The 20,525-nt window shown below is 63.9% G+C and carries 18 protein-coding genes; 13 read left to right on the top strand and 5 right to left on the bottom strand.

The genetic code is table 11. From position 1 onward, the window contains the following. Positions 1–14: 14 nt before the first annotated feature. From iscU to iscR, 3 genes are read right to left on the bottom strand one after another with little or no spacing between them, the layout of a single operon-like run. The gene (iscU, locus tag PSELUDRAFT_RS01910; protein ID WP_088965248.1) at positions 15–398 is read right to left on the bottom strand and encodes a Fe-S cluster assembly scaffold IscU; all 384 of its coding nucleotides are present in this window, start codon (positions 396–398) and stop codon (positions 15–17) included. A gap of 55 nt (positions 399–453) precedes the next feature. Then, positions 454–1,671, bottom strand: coding sequence for an IscS subfamily cysteine desulfurase (locus PSELUDRAFT_RS01905; protein ID WP_088965247.1), 1,218 nt, complete (start codon positions 1,669–1,671; stop codon positions 454–456). 22 nt (positions 1,672–1,693) lie between these two features. Continuing rightward, positions 1,694–2,185 (bottom strand): Fe-S cluster assembly transcriptional regulator IscR, encoded by a 492-nt coding sequence (gene iscR, locus PSELUDRAFT_RS01900; protein ID WP_088965246.1) that lies wholly within the window; start codon positions 2,183–2,185, stop codon positions 1,694–1,696. 353 nt (positions 2,186–2,538) lie between these two features. On the opposite strand from iscR, the gene PSELUDRAFT_RS01895 reads away from it, so the two are divergent. After that, positions 2,539–3,660: a beta-ketoacyl-ACP synthase III gene (locus tag PSELUDRAFT_RS01895; RefSeq protein ID WP_088965245.1), complete on the top strand. Its 1,122-nt coding sequence runs from the start codon at positions 2,539–2,541 to the stop codon at positions 3,658–3,660. Positions 3,661–3,719: 59 nt separating this feature from the next. On the opposite strand, the gene PSELUDRAFT_RS01890 is transcribed toward PSELUDRAFT_RS01895, so the two are convergent. Further along, on the bottom strand, positions 3,720–4,646 hold the full coding sequence (locus tag PSELUDRAFT_RS01890) for a LysR substrate-binding domain-containing protein (protein WP_088965244.1): 927 nt from the start codon (positions 4,644–4,646) through the stop codon (positions 3,720–3,722). 408 nt (positions 4,647–5,054) lie between these two features. On the opposite strand from PSELUDRAFT_RS01890, the gene PSELUDRAFT_RS01885 reads away from it, so the two are divergent. The 12 genes from PSELUDRAFT_RS01885 to PSELUDRAFT_RS01830 all read left to right on the top strand — a co-directional run bounded on the left by PSELUDRAFT_RS01885 (position 5,055) and on the right by PSELUDRAFT_RS01830 (position 19,587). Beyond that, the gene (locus PSELUDRAFT_RS01885) at positions 5,055–6,650 is read left to right on the top strand and encodes an ABC transporter substrate-binding protein (protein ID WP_088965243.1); all 1,596 of its coding nucleotides are present in this window, start codon (positions 5,055–5,057) and stop codon (positions 6,648–6,650) included. Between the two features lie 423 nt (positions 6,651–7,073). After that, the gene (locus tag PSELUDRAFT_RS01880; protein WP_088965242.1) at positions 7,074–8,102 is read left to right on the top strand and encodes an ABC transporter permease subunit; all 1,029 of its coding nucleotides are present in this window, start codon (positions 7,074–7,076) and stop codon (positions 8,100–8,102) included. A gap of 17 nt (positions 8,103–8,119) precedes the next feature. Next, entirely contained in the window at positions 8,120–9,046 is a 927-nt protein-coding gene (locus PSELUDRAFT_RS01875) for an ABC transporter permease subunit (RefSeq protein ID WP_088965241.1), read from the top strand. 9 nt (positions 9,047–9,055) lie between these two features. Next, positions 9,056–10,030, top strand: a complete 975-nt coding sequence (locus PSELUDRAFT_RS01870; RefSeq protein ID WP_088965240.1) for an ABC transporter ATP-binding protein — start codon at positions 9,056–9,058, stop codon at positions 10,028–10,030. Further along, the gene (locus tag PSELUDRAFT_RS01865; RefSeq protein WP_088965239.1) at positions 10,027–11,001 is read left to right on the top strand and encodes a peptide ABC transporter ATP-binding protein; all 975 of its coding nucleotides are present in this window, start codon (positions 10,027–10,029) and stop codon (positions 10,999–11,001) included. Before PSELUDRAFT_RS01870 ends, PSELUDRAFT_RS01865 begins: the two co-directional genes overlap by 4 nt. A gap of 154 nt (positions 11,002–11,155) precedes the next feature. After that, on the top strand, positions 11,156–11,701 hold the full coding sequence (coaD, locus tag PSELUDRAFT_RS01860) for a pantetheine-phosphate adenylyltransferase (RefSeq protein WP_088965238.1): 546 nt from the start codon (positions 11,156–11,158) through the stop codon (positions 11,699–11,701). Between the two features lie 118 nt (positions 11,702–11,819). Further along, positions 11,820–12,782 (top strand): class I SAM-dependent methyltransferase, encoded by a 963-nt coding sequence (locus PSELUDRAFT_RS01855; protein WP_088965237.1) that lies wholly within the window; start codon positions 11,820–11,822, stop codon positions 12,780–12,782. A gap of 133 nt (positions 12,783–12,915) precedes the next feature. Further along, a complete protein-coding gene (trxA, locus tag PSELUDRAFT_RS01850; RefSeq protein WP_088965236.1) occupies positions 12,916–13,278 on the top strand; it encodes a thioredoxin in 363 nt (120 codons plus the stop codon). A gap of 116 nt (positions 13,279–13,394) precedes the next feature. Next, on the top strand, positions 13,395–13,925 hold the full coding sequence (locus PSELUDRAFT_RS01845; protein WP_088965235.1) for a glutathione peroxidase: 531 nt from the start codon (positions 13,395–13,397) through the stop codon (positions 13,923–13,925). 124 nt (positions 13,926–14,049) lie between these two features. After that, a complete protein-coding gene (locus PSELUDRAFT_RS01840) occupies positions 14,050–15,306 on the top strand; it encodes a murein transglycosylase A (protein WP_088965234.1) in 1,257 nt (418 codons plus the stop codon). Positions 15,307–15,326: 20 nt separating this feature from the next. Next, positions 15,327–16,454 carry an efflux RND transporter periplasmic adaptor subunit gene (locus PSELUDRAFT_RS01835; protein ID WP_088968351.1) on the top strand — a complete coding sequence of 376 codons (1,128 nt, stop codon included), beginning with the start codon at positions 15,327–15,329 and terminating at the stop codon, positions 16,452–16,454. A 10-nt stretch (positions 16,455–16,464) separates the two neighbouring features. After that, the gene (locus PSELUDRAFT_RS01830; RefSeq protein WP_088965233.1) at positions 16,465–19,587 is read left to right on the top strand and encodes an efflux RND transporter permease subunit; all 3,123 of its coding nucleotides are present in this window, start codon (positions 16,465–16,467) and stop codon (positions 19,585–19,587) included. An 89-nt stretch (positions 19,588–19,676) separates the two neighbouring features. Here PSELUDRAFT_RS01830 and PSELUDRAFT_RS01825 read toward each other — a convergent pair whose 3' ends face one another. Continuing rightward, a complete protein-coding gene (locus tag PSELUDRAFT_RS01825) occupies positions 19,677–20,495 on the bottom strand; it encodes a mechanosensitive ion channel family protein (protein ID WP_088965232.1) in 819 nt (272 codons plus the stop codon). Positions 20,496–20,525 lie beyond the last annotated feature (30 nt).

The following is a 20,525-nucleotide window of genomic DNA, read 5'->3' as shown; positions in this document are numbered from 1 at the left end:
GGCCCGCCGTGGAATCATTTCGCGTGCTTCTGCTTGTAGTCGGCTACGGCCGCCTTGATGGCGTCCTCGGCCAGGATCGAGCAGTGGATCTTCACCGGCGGCAGCGCCAGTTCTTCGGCGATTTCGGTGTTCTTGATCGCCATTGCCTCGTCCAGCGATTTGCCTTTAACCCATTCGGTTACCAGCGAGCTGGAGGCGATGGCGGAGCCACAGCCGTACGTCTTGAACTTGGCGTCCTCGATGATGCCGTCTTCGCTCACCTTGATCTGCAGTTTCATCACGTCGCCACAGGCCGGTGCACCCACCATGCCGGTACCAACCGATTCGTCACCCTTTTCGAAAGCGCCCACGTTGCGGGGGTTTTCGTAGTGGTCCATTACCTTGTCGCTGTATGCCATGGTCTTCTCCTGCGTGCGGCCAACCCTGTAACGTTGGCCGCATCATCAAAACAGTTTAGTGGGCGGCCCACTCGATGGTGTTGAGGTCGATGCCGTCCTTGAACATTTCCCACAGTGGGGACAGCTCGCGCAGCTTGCCGATCTTCTGCTGCAGCAGTTTCACGGTGTAGTCGATGTCCTGCTCGGTGGTGAAACGGCCGATGGAGAAGCGGATCGAGCTGTGCGCCAGTTCGTCGTTGCGGCCCAGGGCGCGCAGTACGTAGGAGGGCTCCAGCGAGGCGGAGGTACAGGCCGAACCGGAGGAAACGGCCAGATCCTTGATCGCCATGATCAGGCTTTCGCCCTCGACGAAGTTGAAGCTTACGTTCAGGTTGTGCGGAACGCGATGGTCCATGTCGCCGTTCAGGTACACCTCTTCGATGTTCTGCAGGCCGGCCCACAGGCGGTTGCGCAGCGCTAGGATGCGGGCGTTTTCGGCCTGCATCTCTTCACGCGCCAGGCGGAAGGCTTCGCCCATGCCCACGATCTGGTGGGTGGCCAGGGTGCCGGAGCGGAAACCACGCTCGTGGCCGCCGCCGTGCATCTGTGCTTCCAGGCGCACGCGCGGCTTGCGGCGGATGTACAGCGCGCCGATGCCTTTCGGGCCGTAGGTCTTGTGCGCCGAGAAGCTCATCAGGTCAACCTTGAGCTGTTCCAGGTCGATGGCTACCTTGCCGGTGGCCTGGGCGGCGTCCACGTGGAACAGCACACCGCGGGCACGGCAGAGTTCACCCAGCTGGGCTACCGGCTGGATCACGCCGATCTCGTTGTTCACCAGCATGATGGAGGCGAGGATGGTGTCCGGGCGCAGCGCGGCTTCGAAATCGGCCATGCTCACCAGGCCGTTTTCCTGCACGTCGAGGTAAGTCACCTCGAAGCCCTGGCGCTCCAGCTCGCGCATGGTGTCCAGCACGGCCTTGTGTTCGGTCTTCTGGGTGATCAGGTGCTTGCCCTTGCTCTTGTAGAACTGGGCGGCGCCCTTCAGTGCCAGGTTGTTGGATTCGGTGGCACCGGAAGTCCACACGATTTCCTTCGCGTCGCAGTTCACCAGGCGCGCCACTTCGGCACGGGCGTTTTCCACTGCCTCTTCCGCCTCCCAGCCGTAGCTGTGGCTACGCGATGCCGGGTTGCCGAATTTTTCGGTCAGGTACGGAATCATCACCTCGGCCACGCGCGGGTCGATCGGGGTGGTGGCGGAGTAGTCAAGGTAGATCGGGTGCTTAAGCTCGCTCATTGCGGGTCTCCACGTAGTCGCGTCAGGCAGCGTTGCTGCCGGCGATGGCGTCGCTACAGGCGGCTGTGCGGCGCAGGGTGCGTTGATCTTGTACGACGCTGGTGTCTTTCGCCTTCTGGTTGTCCACCAGGCTGGCCAGCGTGATCTTGGACAGGTAGTCGAAGATGGTGGCGTTAAGGCTGGTCCACAGGTCGTGGGTCATGCAGCGGTGATTATCGTGGCAGTTTTCGCGGCCGCCACACTGTGTGGCGTCCACCGGTTCGTCCACGGCGACAATGATGTCTGCCACGGAGATATCTGCCACGGTGCGCGCCAGGGTGTAGCCGCCGCCGGGGCCGCGCACGCTTTCAACCAGCTGCGCGCGGCGCAGTTTGCCGAACAGCTGCTCCAGGTAGGACAGGGAAATGCCCTGACGCTCGCTGATGCCGGCCAGCGTGACCGGGCCGCCGGATTCGCGCAGTGCGAGATCCAGCATGGCTGTGACGGCAAAACGTCCTTTGGTGGTGAGGCGCATGGTAGTTAGGCTCCCAGGGTGGTTGACGCGATTATACCCTAATTCCGAGTAATTTAGTCAACTATTATTGGCCGGGAGTTCGCGACTGGATGGTCGCCAAGGATAGAGGCTGTGCTGCGGCGGGGGAATCCTGCAACCGGCCTAGTGCTTGCGACGTAGCCGGTGCGCAGCGGCTTTGGTGCGCTGCAGCGGGAAAGCGGGGATTTTACCTTTCTTTTCGCAGCCTTGGCAGAGTTTTTTGCCCTGTCCCGGCGGCGACTGCCGGCAGGGCGGTGGCTTGGTGTATCATCATACAAACAATTGTTTGATTGATTGTGGGCCTTGCTGCCCGTTACAGGATGAAGGAAACAACCATGCATGATGTGGTGATTAGCGGCAGCGGCCTGTTTACCCCGCCCAACGCCGTCAGCAACGAGGCGCTGGTGACGGCGTTCAATGCCTATGTAAATGACTATAACCAGCAGCACGCCAGCGCCATTGCCAGCGGCACTGTCGAGCCGCTGCAGGCATCCAGTGCCGAGTTCATCGAAAAGGCCTCCGGCATCAAGCAGCGCTACCTGATGGATGCCAGCGGCGTGCTGGACCCGCAGCGCATGGCGCCACTGCTGCCGGCGCGCGACAATGACGCACTGTCGGTGCCGGCCGAGATGGCGCTGGCCGCGGCACGAGATGCGCTGGCCGCTGCCGGCAAGACCGCCGCCGACATCGATATGGTGATCGCCGCCTGTTCCAATATGCCGCGCCCGTACCCGGCGCTGTCCATCGAGCTGCAGCAGGCGCTGGGCATCAATGGCTTTGCCTTCGACATGAACGTGGCCTGCTCGTCGGCCACCTTCGGCATCCAGACCGCAGTGAATGCCATTGCCAGCGGCCAGGCGCGCGCGGTGCTGATGGTGAACCCGGAGATCTGCTCGGCGCACCTCAACTTCCGCGACCGCGACAGCCACTTCATCTTTGGTGATGCCTGCACCGCCGTGGTGCTGGAGCGTGCCGACAGCGCTGCTGCGGCCAACGTGTTCGAGGTGCTGGGCTGCAAGCTGGCCACGGTGTTCTCCAACAACATCCGCAACAACTTCGGCTTCCTCAACCGTTGCGACGCCAACGGCAGCGACAACAGCGACAAGCTGTTCGTGCAGCAGGGGCGCAAGGTATTCAAAGAGGTGTGCCCGATGGTGGGCGAGCATATCGTGGCGCACCTGGACGGCCACGCCATTGCACCGGCCGGCGTGAAGCGCTTCTGGCTGCATCAGGCCAACCTGAGCATGAACCAGCTGATTGCGCGCCGCGTGCTGGGCCGCGATGCCGATTCGGTGGAGGCGCCGGTGATTCTGGACCGCTACGCCAATACCAGCTCCGCCGGTTCGGTGATTGCCTTCCACCTGCACCATGCCGACATGGCCAGTGGCGATATCGGCGTGCTGTCGTCGTTCGGCGCCGGCTATTCGGTGGGCAGCGTGATCCTGCGCAAGCGCTGAGCGGCTTGCGGCCAACATCAAGGGCGCCCCTCGGGGCGCCCTTGATGTTTGTGCTGCGCTTATTCCTGGGTCAACGGAATCGCCCACGGCAGCAAGGTCTTGTCATTCACCACCCGCAGCGTGGCGCGGCGGAAGTCCTGCAGGATGGCGGAGCGGCTGCCGCTGGACGGGTAGGCCAGCACATAGCTGTGGCGCGACTCGGTGACGAAGGGGCGGGTGATCACCCCCTGGTACTGCCATAGCTCCGAGGCGAACGGCTCCACGATGGAGACGCCGAAGCCGTGCGCCACCATGGCGTAGCGCGTGTGCGAGGTGTGGGTGCGGATGGTGTAGTGCGGGTAGACGCCGGCATGGCCGAAATACTTGTCTTCCTGGTTCTGGCTCAGCGGGTAGTTGGGCATCCAGCCGATGACGGTTTCTTCCGCCAGGTCCTGCGGAGTGATCACTTCGCGTGCGGCCAACGGGTGGTCGGCGCGCATCGCACACAGGGCCGGCGCCTCCAGCAGCGGTTCCACCTCGATGCCGGCAATGGCCGGAATGGTCAGGCTGATCGCCACGTCCACCTTCAAGTCCTGCAGCTTCACCATTACCTCGGCATTGCCGACGGTATCGATTTTCACCGGCACATCCGGCCGCAGCTTGAAAAACTCCTTGAGGATGTGCGGCAGCAGGCTGGTAGAAAGGACAGGCATGCAGGCGATGGCCAGCCCTTCGTTCTCATCGGTACGGATGGTTTCGGCGGCCTGGCGCAGACGCTCCAACCCCAGAAAGTTCTCCTCCACCGCGCGCTGGAAACGGATGGCGGCGGTAGTCGGCTCCATGCGCCCCTTGGTGCGGTTGAACAGCCGGAAGCCCAGGTCTTCCTCCAGATCGGCGATCAAGCGGCTGATCGCCGGCTGGGTGATGTGCATGCGCCGGGCCGCGGCGACGGTGGTGCCGCAGCTCATCAGGCAGCGAAATGCTTCGATCTGTCGAAAACGAATCATTTTTATTTGGCCAGTGACCGCGATGTCACCGCTAAGTGAAGATCTGTCGAGACTATAACAAAATCACATAGAACATCAATTTTACTCAGTGGATGTGATAGCGTCGCTTGTGAAATACTCAGCCGCCATCGGCCCAGGACGGGGTCGGGAAAGGCATTGCCGGAGTGTAAATAGGGCATGTGCTTGCGGGTTCTGCGAAAAATGCGCCGGAATCGGCAAGTAAAACCACATCATGCACTGCGATAAGTCATTGTGGCGGCAAGAAATGGCCATACCAAGCTTGAGCTTGGCCAGCGACGTTCCATAATGCATTTGTCCGGGGCTAACAATATCCGGTAAGCCGTTTGCATTGCCTACAGGCAATGCTAGGCATCACTTCTTCAAAATAGAAATAGGGAAACGAGAAACATGCGAGTAGCCAAGCATCTGCTGATTGCTGCCGGTCTGACCGTCGCAGCTACCGCCGCCCACGCCGCCGGCACCCTGATTTACTGCTCGGAAGGCAGCCCGGCCGGTTTTGATCCGGGCCAATATACTGCGGGCACCGATTTCGACGCTTCCGCGGAAACCGTGTTCAACCGTCTGGCGCAATTCCAGCGCGGCGGCACCAAGGTTGTTCCCGGCCTGGCCGAAAAGTGGGACGTATCCGCAGATGGCCTGTCCTACACTTTCCATCTGCGCAAGGGCGTGAAATTCCACACGACCGAATACTTCACCCCGAGCCGCGATTTCAACGCGGATGACGTGGTATTCACCTTTGACCGGATGCTCAATAAAGACAATCCGTTCCGCAAGGCTTACCCGACCGAATTCCCGTACTTCTCGGACATGGGTATGGACGAGAACATTGCCAAGGTGGAAAAGCTTGACCAGAACACCGTCAAGTTCACTCTGAAGAAGATTGATGCCGCCTTCGTGCAGAACCTGGCGATGAGCTTTGCCTCGATCCAGTCTGCCGAGTACGCCGACAAGCTGCTGAAGGATGGCAAGCCGCAGATGATCAACCAGCAGCCGGTAGGCACTGGCCCGTTCATCTTCAAGCGCTACCAGAAAGATGCGCAGATCCGTTACGCCGCCAACAAGCAGTACTGGGACAAAGTGGATGGCCCCAAGGTGGATAACCTGGTGTTCGCCATTACCACCGACGCCTCGGTTCGCTTCCAGAAGCTGAAAGCTGGCGAGTGCCAGATCACCACCTACCCGCGTCCTGCCGACATCCCGTCGATGAAGGCTGACCCGAAAATGAACGTGATCTCGCAAGCCGGCTTCAACCTGGGCTACCTCGCCTACAACGTCAAGCACAAGCCGATGGACAAGCTGGAGGTGCGCCAGGCGCTGGATATGGCCATCAACAAGAAGGCCATCCTGCAGGCGGTGTACCAAGGTTTCGGCATGGCCGCGACCAACCCGATGCCGCCGACCCAGTGGTCGTACAACAAGAACCTGAAGGACGCGCCGTACGATCTGGCCAAGGCCAAGGCCCTGCTGGCCAAAGCGGGCTACCCGAACGGCTTCGAGCTGACCCTGTGGGCGATGCCGGTACAGCGTCCGTACAACCCGAACGCCAAGCTGATGGCTGAAATGATCCAGTCCGACTGGGCCAAGATCGGCGTGAAGGCCAAGATCACCACCTACGAGTGGGGTGAGTACCTGAAGCGCGCCAAGGCAGGTGAGCACGACTCCATGCTGATCGGCTGGACTGGCGACAACGGCGATCCGGACAACTGGCTGGGCGTGCTGTTCGGTTGCGATGCCATCAACGGCAACAACTTCTCCAAGTTCTGCTACAAGCCGTTCGAAGATCTGATCCAGAAGGGCAAGAGCACCGCCAATGTGGCTGAACGTACCAAGCTGTACATGAAGGCGCAGGAAGTTGTGAAGCAGCAAGTGCCGATGACCACCATCGCTCACTCCACTGTCAATCAACCGATGCTGAAGTCGGTACAGGGCTTCAAGGTGAGCCCGTTCGGCCTGAACTCCTTCTACGGTGTCAGTGTTAAGTAAGTCTGGTTTGAATTGAACTAGGCTAAGAAGGCGGCGGGCGCGAAAGCGCCCCCGCCTTGTGTTAAGTGCCGCGGTGACCAGTTTTCCTGTTAGAGAAAACGGCGGCGAGGCATGGCAGTGGCAGCACGGGAAAAACAAGTCTGGAGAAGCGCGGGCAAGTGCAGTGATGTGATCGCACTGGCTTGATTTGCATCAATTTGCTCAGGTGGCAGGACTGCTATTGTCTCTCCTGCCGCGACGGTGGATGCAACTGATATTGGTGGGTGGTTTGGTTGCCATTCACTGTCCGGCACCTCTTCAAAATTTATGCGCTTTTCGCGCATATCTGTCTTGCCTCTCCCATGCTGACGTTCTGCACGCCATGTCCCAAGGACTGATGGCGCACATCGCCGTTGACGGTGTATGCGCCCTGGAGAGGTATCCATGTTTTCATTCATCCTGCGCAGGCTGGGCCTGCTGATGCCCACCTTCTTTGGCATCACGCTGCTGTCTTTCGGCCTGATCCGCATGATTCCAGGCGACCCGGTGGAAGTGATGGTGGGCGAGCGTACGCTCGACCCCAAGCTGCACGCCGAGGCGCTGCACCGCCTGGGCCTGGACCAACCCGTGTATGCCCAGTATCTGGACTATGTGGGTAAGCTGGTGCACGGCGATCTGGGCGAGTCGCTGGTGACCCGCGCCGGCGTCTGGACCGAATTCAAGACCCTGTTCCCGGCCACGCTGGAACTGGCGCTGTGCGCGCTGGTGTTCGCCACCGTGGTGGGCCTCTTGGCCGGCGTCATCGCCGCCATCAAGCGCGGTTCGATCTTCGATCACGGCGTGATGGGGATTTCGCTCACCGGTTTCTCCATGCCCATCTTCGTGTGGGGCCTGCTGGCGGTGATGTTCTTCTCGGTATTCCTGGGCTGGACCCCGGTATCCGGCCGCATCGATCCGCAATTCGACATCCAGTCGGTTACCGGCTTCATGCTGATCGATGCCTGGCGCGCCCAGGCTGCCGACCCCTCGCTGAACGCCGGTGCGTTCAAGGATGCGGTGATGCACCTGATCCTGCCGGCCATCGTGCTGGGCACCATCCCGATGGCGGTGATCGCGCGGATGACCCGCTCCTCGATGCTGGAAGTGCTGCGCGAGGACTACGTGCGCACCGCGCGGGCCAAAGGCCTGTCGCCGGCGCGCGTGATCTTCATCCACACCCTGCGCAACGCGCTGATTCCGGTGCTGACCGTGATCGGCCTGCAGGTGGGCACGCTGATGGGCGGTGCAGTGCTGACCGAAACCATCTTCTCCTGGCCGGGCATTGGCAAGTGGCTGATCGAGGCCATCGGCCGCCGTGACTACCCGGTGGTACAGAACGGCATTCTGATCGTGGCGACGCTGGTGATCATGACCAACTTCGTCGTCGACATCCTGTACGGCATCGCCAACCCGCGCATCCGTCACGCCAAGTAAGCTGCAGGAACACAAACATGGCTAATGTGAATACTTCGCCGCAAACCGTTGCGGCCCACGAAGACCCGGCACTGAGCTACCCGTCGCCGCTGAAGGAGTTCTGGCTGAGCTTCAAGCAGAACAAGGGTGCCGTTGCCGGCCTGATCTTCATGTCGGTGGTGGTGTTCTGTGCACTGTTCGCCGGCATCATCACCCCGCATGACCCGCTGGAACAGTTCCGCGACCATCTGCTCACCCCGCCGTCCTGGCTGGCCGGTGGCAGCAGCCAGTTCCTGCTCGGCACCGATGAACTGGGCCGCGACATCCTGGCGCGCCTGTTCTACGGCGCGCAGATGTCGCTGCTGATCAGCCTGGTGTCGGTGCTGCTGTCGCTGCTGCCCGGCGTGATCCTCGGCCTGCTGGCCGCGTTCTTCCCGCGGGTGCTGGGCAGCCTGATCATGCGTCTGATGGACATCATGATGGCGCTGCCGTCGCTGCTGCTGGCCATCGCCATCATGGCGATTCTCGGCCCTGGCCTGGTCAACGCCATGATCGCCATCGCCGTGGTGGGCCTGCCGGGCTATGTGCGCCTTACCCGCGCCTCGGCCATTACCGAGCTGAACCGCGACTACGTTACCGCCGCCCGCGTCTCCGGCGCCGGCCTGGTGCGCCTGATGTTCGTTACCGTGCTGCCCAACTGCATGGCACCGCTGATCGTGCACGCCACCATGAGCTTCTCCTCCGCCATCCTGGAAATCTCCGCTCTGGGCTTCCTGGGCATGGGCGTACAACCGCCGACTCCGGAGTGGGGCACCATGCTGTCCGGCGCGCGCGACTACATGACCAGCGCCTGGTGGGTGGTGATGATGCCGGGCCTGACCATTCTGCTGGCGGTTCTGTCGATCAACCTGATGGGTGATGGCCTGCGTGACGCGCTGGACCCGAAGATGAAGCGCGTGGCGTAAGGGGTGAACATGAGTCTGTTGCAAATCAAGAATCTGTCGGTGGAATTCGGCAATGCGGCCAACCCTTTCCGCGCGGTGGAAGGTCTCGACCTGAGCGTGAACCAGGGCGAGATCGTCGGCATCGTCGGCGAATCCGGCTCCGGCAAATCCGTCACCATGATGGCGATGATGGGCCTCCTGGAAGGCCAAGGCCGCATCGTGGCCGACCAGCTGGACTTCGACGGCAAGAACCTGCTGACCATCAGCCCGAAAGAGCGCCGCAAGATCGTGGGCAAGGACATCGCCATGATCTTCCAGGACCCAATGACCTCGCTCAACCCCAGCTACACCGTGGGCTACCAGATCATGGAAGTGCTCAAGGTGCACCAGGGGCTGCGCGGCGCCGAGCTGAAAGCGCGCGCACTGGAGCTGATGGAGCTGGTGGAGATCCCGGCCGCCAAGACCCGGCTGGATGCCTACCCGCACCAGTTGTCCGGCGGCATGAGCCAGCGCGTGATGATCGCAGTGGCCCTGGCCTGCAACCCCAAGCTGCTGATCGCCGACGAACCCACCACCGCGCTGGATGTGACCATCCAGGCGCAGATCATGGAACTGCTGGTCAGCCTGCAGAAAGAGCGCAATATGGCGCTGATCATGATCACCCACGATCTGGCGGTGATCGCCGAAGTGGCGCACCGCGTGGCGGTGATGTACGCCGGCCAAGTGGTGGAAGAGGGTACCGTGCCGAGCCTGTTCCGGCACCCGGTGCACCCGTACACCGAGGCCCTGCTGGCGTCCATTCCCGAGCACAGCAAGGGCGCACGCCGGCTGAACACCCTGCCGGGCATCGTGCCGGGCCAGTACGACCGTCCCAAGGGCTGTCTGCTCAGCCCGCGCTGCCCGTACGCACAGGATCGCTGCCGCGCCGAGCGCCCGGCCATCACGCCGAATGAGCATGGCGCCGCGCGCTGCTTCTACCCGCTGATCGACAAGGAGGCCCAATGAGCCAGACCGTACTGCAGGCTCGCGACCTGACCCGTCACTACGAGGTGTCGCAGGGCTTCCTCAAGCCGAAGGCCATGGTGAAGGCGCTCAACGGCGTCTCGTTCGAACTGAAGGCCGGCAAGACCCTGGCCGTGGTGGGCGAGTCCGGCTGTGGCAAGTCCACCCTGGCGCGCCAGCTCACCCTGATCGAAGCGCCTACCGCCGGCTCGCTGCAGCTGGCCGGCGTGGAAGTGGGCAAGGCCAGCACCGCCGAACTCAAGGCTCTGCGCAGCAAGGTGCAGATGGTGTTCCAGAACCCGTACGCCTCACTCAACCCGCGCCAGAAGATCGGCGACCAGCTGGGCGAACCGCTGCTGATCAACACCAAGCTGTCCGCCAGCGAGCGCGAAGCCAAGGTGCGCGCCATGATGCAGCGCGTCGGCCTGCGCCCGGAGCACTACTACCGCTACCCGCACATGTTCTCCGGCGGCCAGCGCCAGCGTATCGCCATCGCCCGCGCCATGATGCTGCAGCCGCAGATCGTGGTGGCCGACGAACCGACCTCGGCACTGGACGTGTCGATCCAGGCACAGGTGCTGAACCTGTTCATGGATCTGCAGGAAGAGTTCAACACCGCCTATGTGTTCATCTCGCACAACCTGGCGGTGGTGGAGCACGTGGCCGACGACGTGATGGTGATGTACCTGGGCCGCGCGGTGGAAGTGGGCTGCAAGGAGGCGGTCTACGCCAAGCCGCTGCACCCGTACACCAAGGCACTGCTGTCGGCTACGCCGTCGGTGCGCGAGGAAGACCGCCGCGCCAAGATCAAGATCAGCGGCGAGCTGCCCAGCCCGCTCAACCCGCCCACCGGTTGCGCTTTCCACAAGCGCTGCCCGTTTGCCACCGAGCGTTGCAGCAAGGAAGAGCCGCAGCTGCGCGAGCTGGCGGGGCATCAGGTGGCGTGCCACCACGCGGAAAGCATCAACACCTGAGTAGACTCGGGTGACCACCTGAACGGGTGGTGACCGGGTTTGCATGCACTACAGTACAAGCACCGGAGTGGTGAATCGCACCGCTCCGGTGCTTTTTATTCTGCATTGCAGCAAAAATGCCTTGTCCCACCCGCCAGCCACAAGTACAGTCGCCATGACACATAGCAATAGCAATAAAGGAAAGCGTCAATTGAAGCGAGCCGTCTACGCCGGAAGCTTTGACCCGGTGACCAACGGGCACTTGTGGATGATCCGTGAAGCCGTCGAACTGTTCGACGAGCTGGTGGTGGCCATTGGTGTCAACCCGGACAAGCGTTGCACCTTCAGCGTGGATGAACGGCTGGAGATGCTGCGGGCGGTGACACGCGGCTTTTCCAAGCTCAAGGTGGTGGTGTTCGAGAACCAGTTCCTGGTGAACTACGCGCAGAGCATCGGCGCCAACTACATCATCCGCGGCATCCGCACCGCCAGCGACTACGAGTACGAGCGCACCATGCGCTACATCAACTCCGACCTGCATACCGACATCACCACCATCTTCCTGCTGCCGCCGCGCGAGTACGCCGAGGTGTCCTCCACCATGGTGAAGGGGCTGATGGGGCCGCAGGGCTGGGAGCAGATCATTCGCCACTACGTGCCGGAGCCGGTGTACCGCAAGCTGGTAAACTATTATCAGCAGCAGGTGCTGCAGCTCGACTAGCTACGACTTGTCTCGCGAGATCGTACACAGCTCCTGAACCTTGCGGCCAACGTTGGCCGCACACCGAATACATCACGCGCCGGACACGCTCCGGCGCTTCGCATTTCCGAGGTAAACCATGGCAGACGTATCCGCCTTCGCAGGCCGTCTTTCCAAGAACTACAAGCATTACGCCAAGTGGGCCAAGCGCAATGCGCTGGAAGCCTGGCGCGTATACGACCGCGATGTGCCGCAGTTCCCGCTGATCATCGACATCTACGGCGAGCACGTGCACCTGCAGGAATACGATACCGGCTGGCAGATCGGCGACGACGAGTACGCCGACTGGATGCTGGCCGTGGGCCAGGCCATCTGCGAGGTAACCGGGGTGGCGCCGGACAAGATCGCGCTGAAGGCGCGCCGCCGGCAGAAGGGCGACAACCAGTACGAGAAGACCGGCCGCGAAGGCGAGGACTTCGTGGTGGCGGAGCAGGGCCAGCGCTTCTGGGTGAACCTGGACGCCTACCTGGACACCGGCCTGTTCCTCGACCATCGCAACACCCGCAAGCGGGTACGCGAGGAGGCCGCCGGCAAGCGCTTTCTCAACCTGTTCGCCTACACCGGCAGCTTCACCGTGTACGCTGCCGCCGGCGGCGCGCTGAGCAGCGAGACGGTGGACCTGTCCAACACCTACCAGGCGTGGAGCCGTCGCAATTTCGAGCTCAACGGCCTGGACCTGGCCAGGCATGTGCTGATCCGCGACGACGTGTTCCAGTACCTGGAAGACGCCGCGTTTGCCGGCAAGCAGTTCGACCTGATCGTGATGGACCCGCCCAGCTTCTCCAACAGCAAGAAGATGCAGGACGAGCTGGACGTGCAGCGCGACCACATCAAGCTGGTGGACGGCGCCATGCGCCTCCTGGCGCCGGGCGGCGTGCTGTACTTCTCCAACAACCTGCGCAGCTTCGAGCTGAGCCCGCTGCTGGTGCAGGACTACGACGTGCGCGATATCAGCAAGCAATCGGTGCCGGAGGACTTCCGCAACAAGAAGATCCACCAGTGCTGGCGGATCGGCCACCGTGCCGCCGGGCACGCGGGCTGAGCCGATAGCGGCAGACAATAAAGGCGCAAATAAAATCAATCGCGGCGCTACCTTGAGTTTTGCCGCGCCAGCGCCAATTGTTCAGTCATCAGCGCCCGCCACTCACGGCGGGCCAGCGCAAAAGGAACACAGCATGTCTTACGTGAACATCACCGCCGATACCTTCAACGACCACGCCGAGCGCGAGGGGATTCTGTTCCTGGATTTCTGGGCGGACTGGTGTGGCCCGTGCAAGATGTTCGGCCCGATCTTCGAGGCCGCCGCCGACAAGCACCCGGACATCGTGTTCGGCAAGATCGACACCGAAGCCGAGCAGGCGCTGGCGGCGCACTTCCAGATTCGCTCCATCCCCACGCTGATGGCGCTGAAAGACGGCATCGTGGTGTTCCACCAGGCCGGCGCCATGATGGGCGCCCAGTTCGAGCAGCTGATCCAGGCCGTGCGCGACCTCGACATGGACAAGGTGCGCGCCGACATCGACAGCCAGCAGGAATGAGCCACGCCTGGCTTGGCTCCACACAACGCCGCCGCAACTTGTTGCCGCGGCGTTTGTCTTTATCATGTTGGCCGCGATACCCGCGGCATGGACTTTTCTGCGATCCGGAGCCCGTCATGCGCAAGCTGCTTGCCACCTTCTACCTGCTGCCGGCACTGGCCAGTGCCGCCTGCCCGACCTTGCTGGACTACCGCGTGCCGGGGCTGTCCGGCGGCACCATCGATATGTGCGCCTACCAGGGCAAGGCGGTGGTGGTGGTCAATACCGCAAGCCACTGCGGCTTCACCCCGCAGTTCAAGGGCCTGCAGTCGCTGTGGCAGGACTACCGCGACAAGGGGCTGGTAGTGGTGGGCTTTCCCAGCGACGACTTCTTCCAGGAACTGGCCCAGGACAAGGAAGTGGCCAGCTTCTGCCAGGCCAACTACGGTGTGAGCTTCCCGATGGCCAGCCGCGTGCACGTGCGCGGTGACGACGCCCACCCGCTGTACCAGGCGCTGGCCAAGGTCAGCGGCAGTGCGCCGAAATGGAATTTCTACAAGTACGTGATTGCCGCCGACGGCAAGACGGTTACCGCCTTCAGCCCGCTGACCAAGCCGGATGCGCCCGATTTCCTCAAGGCGGTGGATGCCGCGCTGCCCAAGCCCTGAACCCTGCCTGTTGCCGCAATGACGAAGCCATAAATTGGCATTTGCCAGTGCGGCCACGCCTTCATTACCATCGCGTATCGCCGCCTTGCGGCCAACCTTTGCGCCCGAGACTGCCCTCATCGCCATGTTCAAGCGCCTGATCACCCTGGCCAGCACCGCGCTGCTGGCCGCCTGTGCCTCCTACCCGCCGCTGACCACCAGCACCAGCCAGGTGCGCTACCAGAGTGCGCAGTTTGCCGACCTGCCCGGCTGGGGCGGGCCGCTGGCCGGCGAGAGCCTTACCGCCCTGAAAGCCAGCTGCCGCACCCTGCAGGGCCGCCCGCAGTGGCAGGGCATCTGCGCCGACAGCGGTAGCATCGATGCGGCCAACCCGCAGGCGGTGCGCAGCTTCTATGAAAGCCGCTTCACGCCGTGGCAGCTGCTGGACAGCGGCAAGGACAGCGGGCTGATCACCGGCTACTACGAGCCGTTGCTGGCCGGCAGCCGCAGCAAATCGGCGCAGACGCCGTACCCGGTGTATGGCACGCCGGCCGATCTCTACGTACTGGATATCACCGCCGAGCAGCGCGTGCAGCCGCAGCTGGTGGCCAGGCGCAGCAGCGGCAACCGCCTGCAGCTGCTGCCGGGCAAGAGCGTGGCCGGCTCGGGCGAGATCCAGATCAGCCTGGCGGATTTCGTTACCGACAATCGCACCCGCGCGCTGAAGGGCCGCATCGACGGCAACCGCCTGCTGCCGTACTACACCCGCGCCGAGATCAACGCCGGCAAGGGCAATGACAAGATGCCGGTGCTGGCCTGGGTGGAGGACGAAACCGAACTGTTCTTCCTGCAGGTGCAGGGCTCCGGCCGCATCCAGCTGGAAGACGGCAGCTTCATCCGCGTCGGCTATGCCGACCAGAACGGCCACGGCTACAAGTCGATTGGCCGCTGGCTGGTGGATCAGGGCCAGATGCGGCTGGAAGACGTGTCGATGCAGAACATCAAGGCGTGGATCAGCGCTCACCCGCAACGCCGTGCCGAACTGTTTGCGGCCAACCCCAGCTACGTGTTCTTCAAGCCGCTGCCGGCCAATGACAGCGGCCCGCTGGGCGCGCTGGGCGTGCCGCTGACCAGCGGCTACAGCGTGGCAGTGGACCCGCGCTACATTCCGCTGGGCGCGCCGGTATACCTGGCCACTACCTGGCCGCTGGACGGCACGCCGCAGCCGCTGAACCGCCTGGTGCACGCGCAGGATACCGGGGGCGCCATCCGTGGCGGCGTGCGCGCCGACTTCTTCTTTGGCTACGGTGCCGAAGCCGGCATGTACGCCGGCCGCATGAAGCAGAGCGGCAAACTGTGGCTGCTGCTGCCCAACGGCATGACGCCGGCGGCCGCCCCCTGACCGATTTTTCCGGACCGTTCATGACGCATTCGACTTCCCTCATTCGTAACGCCGCCGTGTTGGCGGCGCTGCTGGCGCTGGCAGCCTGCGGCAAGCCGGCGCCGGGCGGAGAATCCGGCGCCGCAGCTGCCAGCGGCGCCCAGGCGGCGGCACCCGCCCGCCAGCTGGCAGCCGCCGACGTACTCACCACCCGCGTGGCGCCGCTGGCCCGGTTGCTGCCGTTCACCGCCACGCTCAATGCGCTGCAGAGCGCCGAGGTGGCGGCACAGGCCGACGGCACGGTGCAGCAGGTGCTGGTGCGCGAAGGCGAGCAGGTGACGCGCGGTCAACTGCTGGCACGTATCGACAGCGAAGCGCTGCAGCAGCAACTCAACGAGCAGCAGGCGCAGCTGGCCAATGACGAAACGCGGCTGAAGCTGGCGCGGCTCAAGCTCGACAAGCAGCGCGAATTGCTGCAGCAGGGTTTCATCTCCAAGTACGCGTTCGACGAGATCGAAAGCGATTACCAGGTGCGCGCCGGTGAAGTGGCGGCGCGGCGCAGCCAGCTGGCGCGCGCCAGGAAGAGCCTGAGCGAGAGCGAAGTGCGCTCGCCGATGGCCGGCACCGTATATGCGCGCCGCACCCAGCCGGGTGAACAGGCGGCGCGTAACCAGAAACTGTTCGGCATTGCCGACCTGGCGGAGCTGGAAGGCGTGGCCAGCGTGCCGGCGCGGCTGGTTGGGCAGCTCAAGCCCGGCCAGCAGGCGCGCTTTGCAGTGGAGGGCGTGGACGGCCAGTTCAACGCCACCCTGGCGCGCATCAACCCGGTGGCCAATGCCGCCACTCGCACTTTCAACGTCTACCTGCGGGTGGACAACCGCGACGGCAAGTTGAAAGCAGGGCAGTTCGCCAAGGGCGGCGTGGTGCTGGCCGAGGTGAAAGACGCCATCAGCCTGCCGCAGGCGGCGCTGCACGATGCCGATGGCAGCCAGCCCTGGCTGCTGGCGGTACGCGGCGGGCGCCTGCTGCGCCAGCCGGTGCAGGTGCTGCTGCAGGCCGACAGCGAACGGCAGGTGGCGGTGCGCGGCATCGCCGCCGGCGAAACCGTGCTGGCGGCGCCGCTGCTGGGCCTGAAGGCCGGGGACGCAGTGTCCCTGCCGCAACGCTGAGGACGCTGCCATGTGGCTAACCCGCGTCAGCGTGCAGAACCCGTACTTTGCCGCGGTGCTGATGCTGCTGCTCAGCGTGCTGGGGCTGTTTGCCTGGTTCAACCTGCCGGTGGAGGAGTTTCCGGACATCCGCTTCCCGGTGGCGGTGGTGATGACCAACTACCCCGGCGCCTCGCCGGAGGTAGTGGAAAGCGATGTCACCCGCCCGATCGAAGAGGCGGTGAACACCATCAGCGGCGTCAAGCACATCCGCTCCTATTCCTTCGAGGGCAGCTCCACCGTGGTGGTGGAGTTCGAACTGTCGGCCGATGCCGCCGAGGGGCTGCAGGAAGTGCGCGACAAGGTGGGTGCGGTGCAGGGACGGCTGCGGCGCGAGGTGAACACGCCCACCATCTCGCAGATGAACCCCAATGACGAAGCGCTGATGTCCTACACCCTCAGCTCGCAGGACAGCAGCCAGCGCGAGCTGACCAGCTGGGTGGACAACATCCTGAAGAAGCGGCTGCAGACCGTGTCCGGCGTGGGCGAGGTGAAGCTGGTGGGCGAGAGCCGCCGCGAGATCCACATCGATATCGACCCCTACCGGCTGGAGGCGCTGGGCCTGTCGGTGGCCGAGGTGTCCGACGTGGTGACTGCGGCCAACCGTGACTACCCGGCCGGGCAGGTCACCACCCAGCGCAACGAGCTGGCGGTGCGCGTGGCCGGCAAGCTCAAGACGGTGGACGACTTTGCCGCGCTGGTGGTGGCCAGCCGCGGCGGCAGCGACATCCGCCTGGCCGACGTGGCCAATGTGCGCGATACCGAGGCGGAAAAGAGCAGCCTGACGCTGATAGACGGCAAGCCGGGCATCGGCATCGACATCCGTGCCGCACGCGGTGCCAACGTGGTGCAGGTGGCCGACGGCGTGAAGCGCATCCTCGACGACTACCGCACACAGGCGCCGCCGGGCACCGTGTTCAAGCTCACCTACGACAAGTCGCAGGAAGTGAAGAACTCGCTGCACGAGGTGCAGAAAACGCTGGGCGAGGGCGCGCTGCTCACCGTGCTGATCGTGTTCCTGTTCCTGGGCAGCTGGCGCAGTACGGTGATTACCGGCCTGACGCTGCCGATCTCGATGATAGGCACGCTGTTCGCGCTGCAGGCGCTGGGCTTCACCCTCAACCTGATGACGCTGATGGCGCTGTCGCTGTCGGTGGGCCTGCTGATCGACGACGCCATCGTGGTGCGCGAGAACATCGTGCGCCACGCCAACCTCGGCAAGGGCCACTTCCAGGCGGCGCTGGACGGCACCAACGAGATAGGCCTGGCGGTGCTGGCCACCACGCTCACCATCGTGGCAGTGTTCCTGCCGGTGGGCTTCATGGGCGGCATCATCGGCAAATTCTTCCACCAGTTCGGCCTGGCGGTGACGGTGGCGGTGCTGATCTCGCTGTTCGTGTCGTTCACGCTGGACCCGATGCTGTCGTCGATCTGGCACGACCCGCATCACCACGGCGACCGCCACCGCGGGCCGGTGGGGCGGCTGCTGGACTGGTTCGAAACCTCGCTGGACCGCATGGCCGCCGGCTATGTGGCGGTGATCCGCTGGGCGCTGGCGCATCGCAAGACGGTGCTGGCCGCTGCGCTGGCGCTGACGGTGGGCAGCTTCCTGCTGGTGCCGCTGGTGGGCGGCGAGTTCCTGCCGCGCGCCGACAAGGGCGAATTCCGCCTCAGCCTCAAGACCGCCGCCGGCTCCTCGCTGGAGTACACCGAGCTGAAGGCGCGCGAAGTGGAGGCCCGCCTGCGCAGCCTGCCGGAGGTGCAGACCATCGATAGCAAGATCGGTGGCGGCAGCTTCGGCGCCGGGCGCAACCAGGCCAACATCACCGTGAACGTGGGCGACAAGCGGCAGCGGGCGCGCGATCTGTTCCAGCTGATGGCGGCGGCAAGGTTGGCCGCACAGCAGGTGGCCGGCATCGAGCTGGATTCGGTGGAGGAAACCGGCAAGCAGGGCTCGCCGGGCAAACCGGTGCACCTGGGCATACGCGGCAGCGATCTGGCAGCGCTGGAGCGCGCCAGCGGCGACATCATGGCGCGGCTGCGGGCGATTCACGGCGTGACCGATGTGCAGTCCAGCCTCAACGACGCCGACCCGGCGCTGAATCTGCAGGTGAAGCGCGAGGCCGCCTCCACTCTGGGGGTGGATCTGGCGCGGGTAGGCTCTACCGTATCGGCATTGCTGGGCGGCAGCACGCTGACGCAGTGGGAGGCGCCGGACGGTGAAAACTACGATGTGCGGCTGCAGGTGCCGCGCGATGCGCGGGTGGCGGAGCTGCTGGATGTGCTGACGGTGCCGGGCAAGCGCGCCGACAGCGGCGAGGCGCAGATGGTGCCGCTGTCGCAGGTGGCCAGCATGCTGCCGGGCAGCAGCCCGCGGCAGATAGACCGCACCGACCTGATGCGCGAGATCACCCTTACCGCCAACATCAGCGGCCGTGGCGCCACCGAGGTGTACGCCGACATCGACCGCATGCTCAAGACGGCACAGTTGCCGCAGGGCGTGCTGCTGGCGCAGGAGGGCGAGCGGCGCGACATGCAGGAGTCGCTGGGCTACGCAGTGCAGGCGCTGGCGATGGGCGTGGTGTTCATCTACCTGATCCTGGCGGCGCAGTTCCGCAGCTTCACCCTGCCGGTCACCATCATGGTGGCGCTGCCGTTGTCCTTTGTCGGCGTGTTCGTGGCCTTGCTGCTGTTCGGCTCCACGCTGAACATGTTCTCGGTGATCGGCATCATCATGCTGATGGGGCTGGCGTCCAAGAACGGCATTCTGCTGGTGGACTTCATCAACCACAGCCGGCGTGAGGGCATGGCGCGCGAGGAGGCCATTGTGGAGGCCGGCCGCGTGCGGCTGCGCCCCATCATGATGACCAGCCTGGCGATGATCTTCGGCATGCTGCCGCTGGCGCTGGCCAGCGGTGCCGGCTCGGAGACGCAACGGCCGATGGCGCATGCCATCATCGGCGGCATGGTGACGTCCACCGTGCTGACGCTGATCGTGCTGCCGGTGGTGTACACCTATCTGGACGGCCTGCGCGTGCGCATCCGCCGCCTGCTGGCGCGGCTTAGCGGCCAGACGGTGGCCTCGCCGCACTGAGTTGCTGCCGCATGAAAGCACAAGGCCGCTGCATAAGCAGCGGCCTTGTACTTTGCCGGGCCGGCTGTCGCCAGCCCATGCGGCCAACCTTACTGCTTCACGTACACCACCTGCGCCGGCATCGGCGCCGGGAAGGCATCACCGCCCAGGGTGTCGCGGATCAGCTTGTTGCTGTCGAAGTACACCTGCCAGTAGTGGTCGTTATGGCAGAACGGCCGTACGGCCAGCACCGGCCCCACCAGGTTGAACTCCAGAATCTCCACTTCCACCGCCGGGTCGGCCAGCACATTGGGAATGCCTGCCAGTCGCTGGCGCAGCTGCGCCATGGCGGCGGGGGCGTCGGCTGCGCCGGACAGTTGCGCCTTCAGCTCCACGCGGCGGAACGGGTTGCTGCTGAAGTTCTGGATGGTGTCGCCCATGATCTTGCCGTTGCCCACCATGGTCAGCACATTGTCCGGCGTGTTGATGGTGGTGGTGAACAGGCCGATTTCCTTCACCGTACCGGTAATGCCGGCGGCGGTGACGAAATCGCCCACCTTCATCGGCCGCAGCACGATCAGGAACACCCCGGCGGCGAAGTTGGAAAGCAGGCCGGACCAGGCCATGCCGATGGCCACGCCGGCGGCGGCGAACAGCGCGGCGAAGGTGGTGGTCTGGATGCCGAAGTAGCCGAGGATGCCGATCACCAGCATCACGTTCAGCGTTACCGTGATGGTGGTGCCCAGGTAGCGCATGATGGTGGCGTCCACGTGCTGGCGTTCCAGCGTGCGCTGGAGCAGCAGCGCGACCTTGTCTATCAGCCAGCGGCCGACGATCCAGAACGCCAGCGCCGCCAGCAGGGTGGAGCCGACGCTGAAGGCGTAGTCGGTGGCGACCTGCTGCCAGTGGGAGAGGTTGATCTCGTTCATGATGCTTCCTTGCTGTGGGGGATAGCTGCA

Source organism: Vogesella sp. LIG4, assembly GCF_900090205.1.
Lineage (GTDB): Bacteria > Pseudomonadota > Gammaproteobacteria > Burkholderiales > Chromobacteriaceae > Vogesella.
Note: the sequence above shows the minus strand (reverse complement) of the source record. Positions and strands in the feature narration are given on the sequence as shown.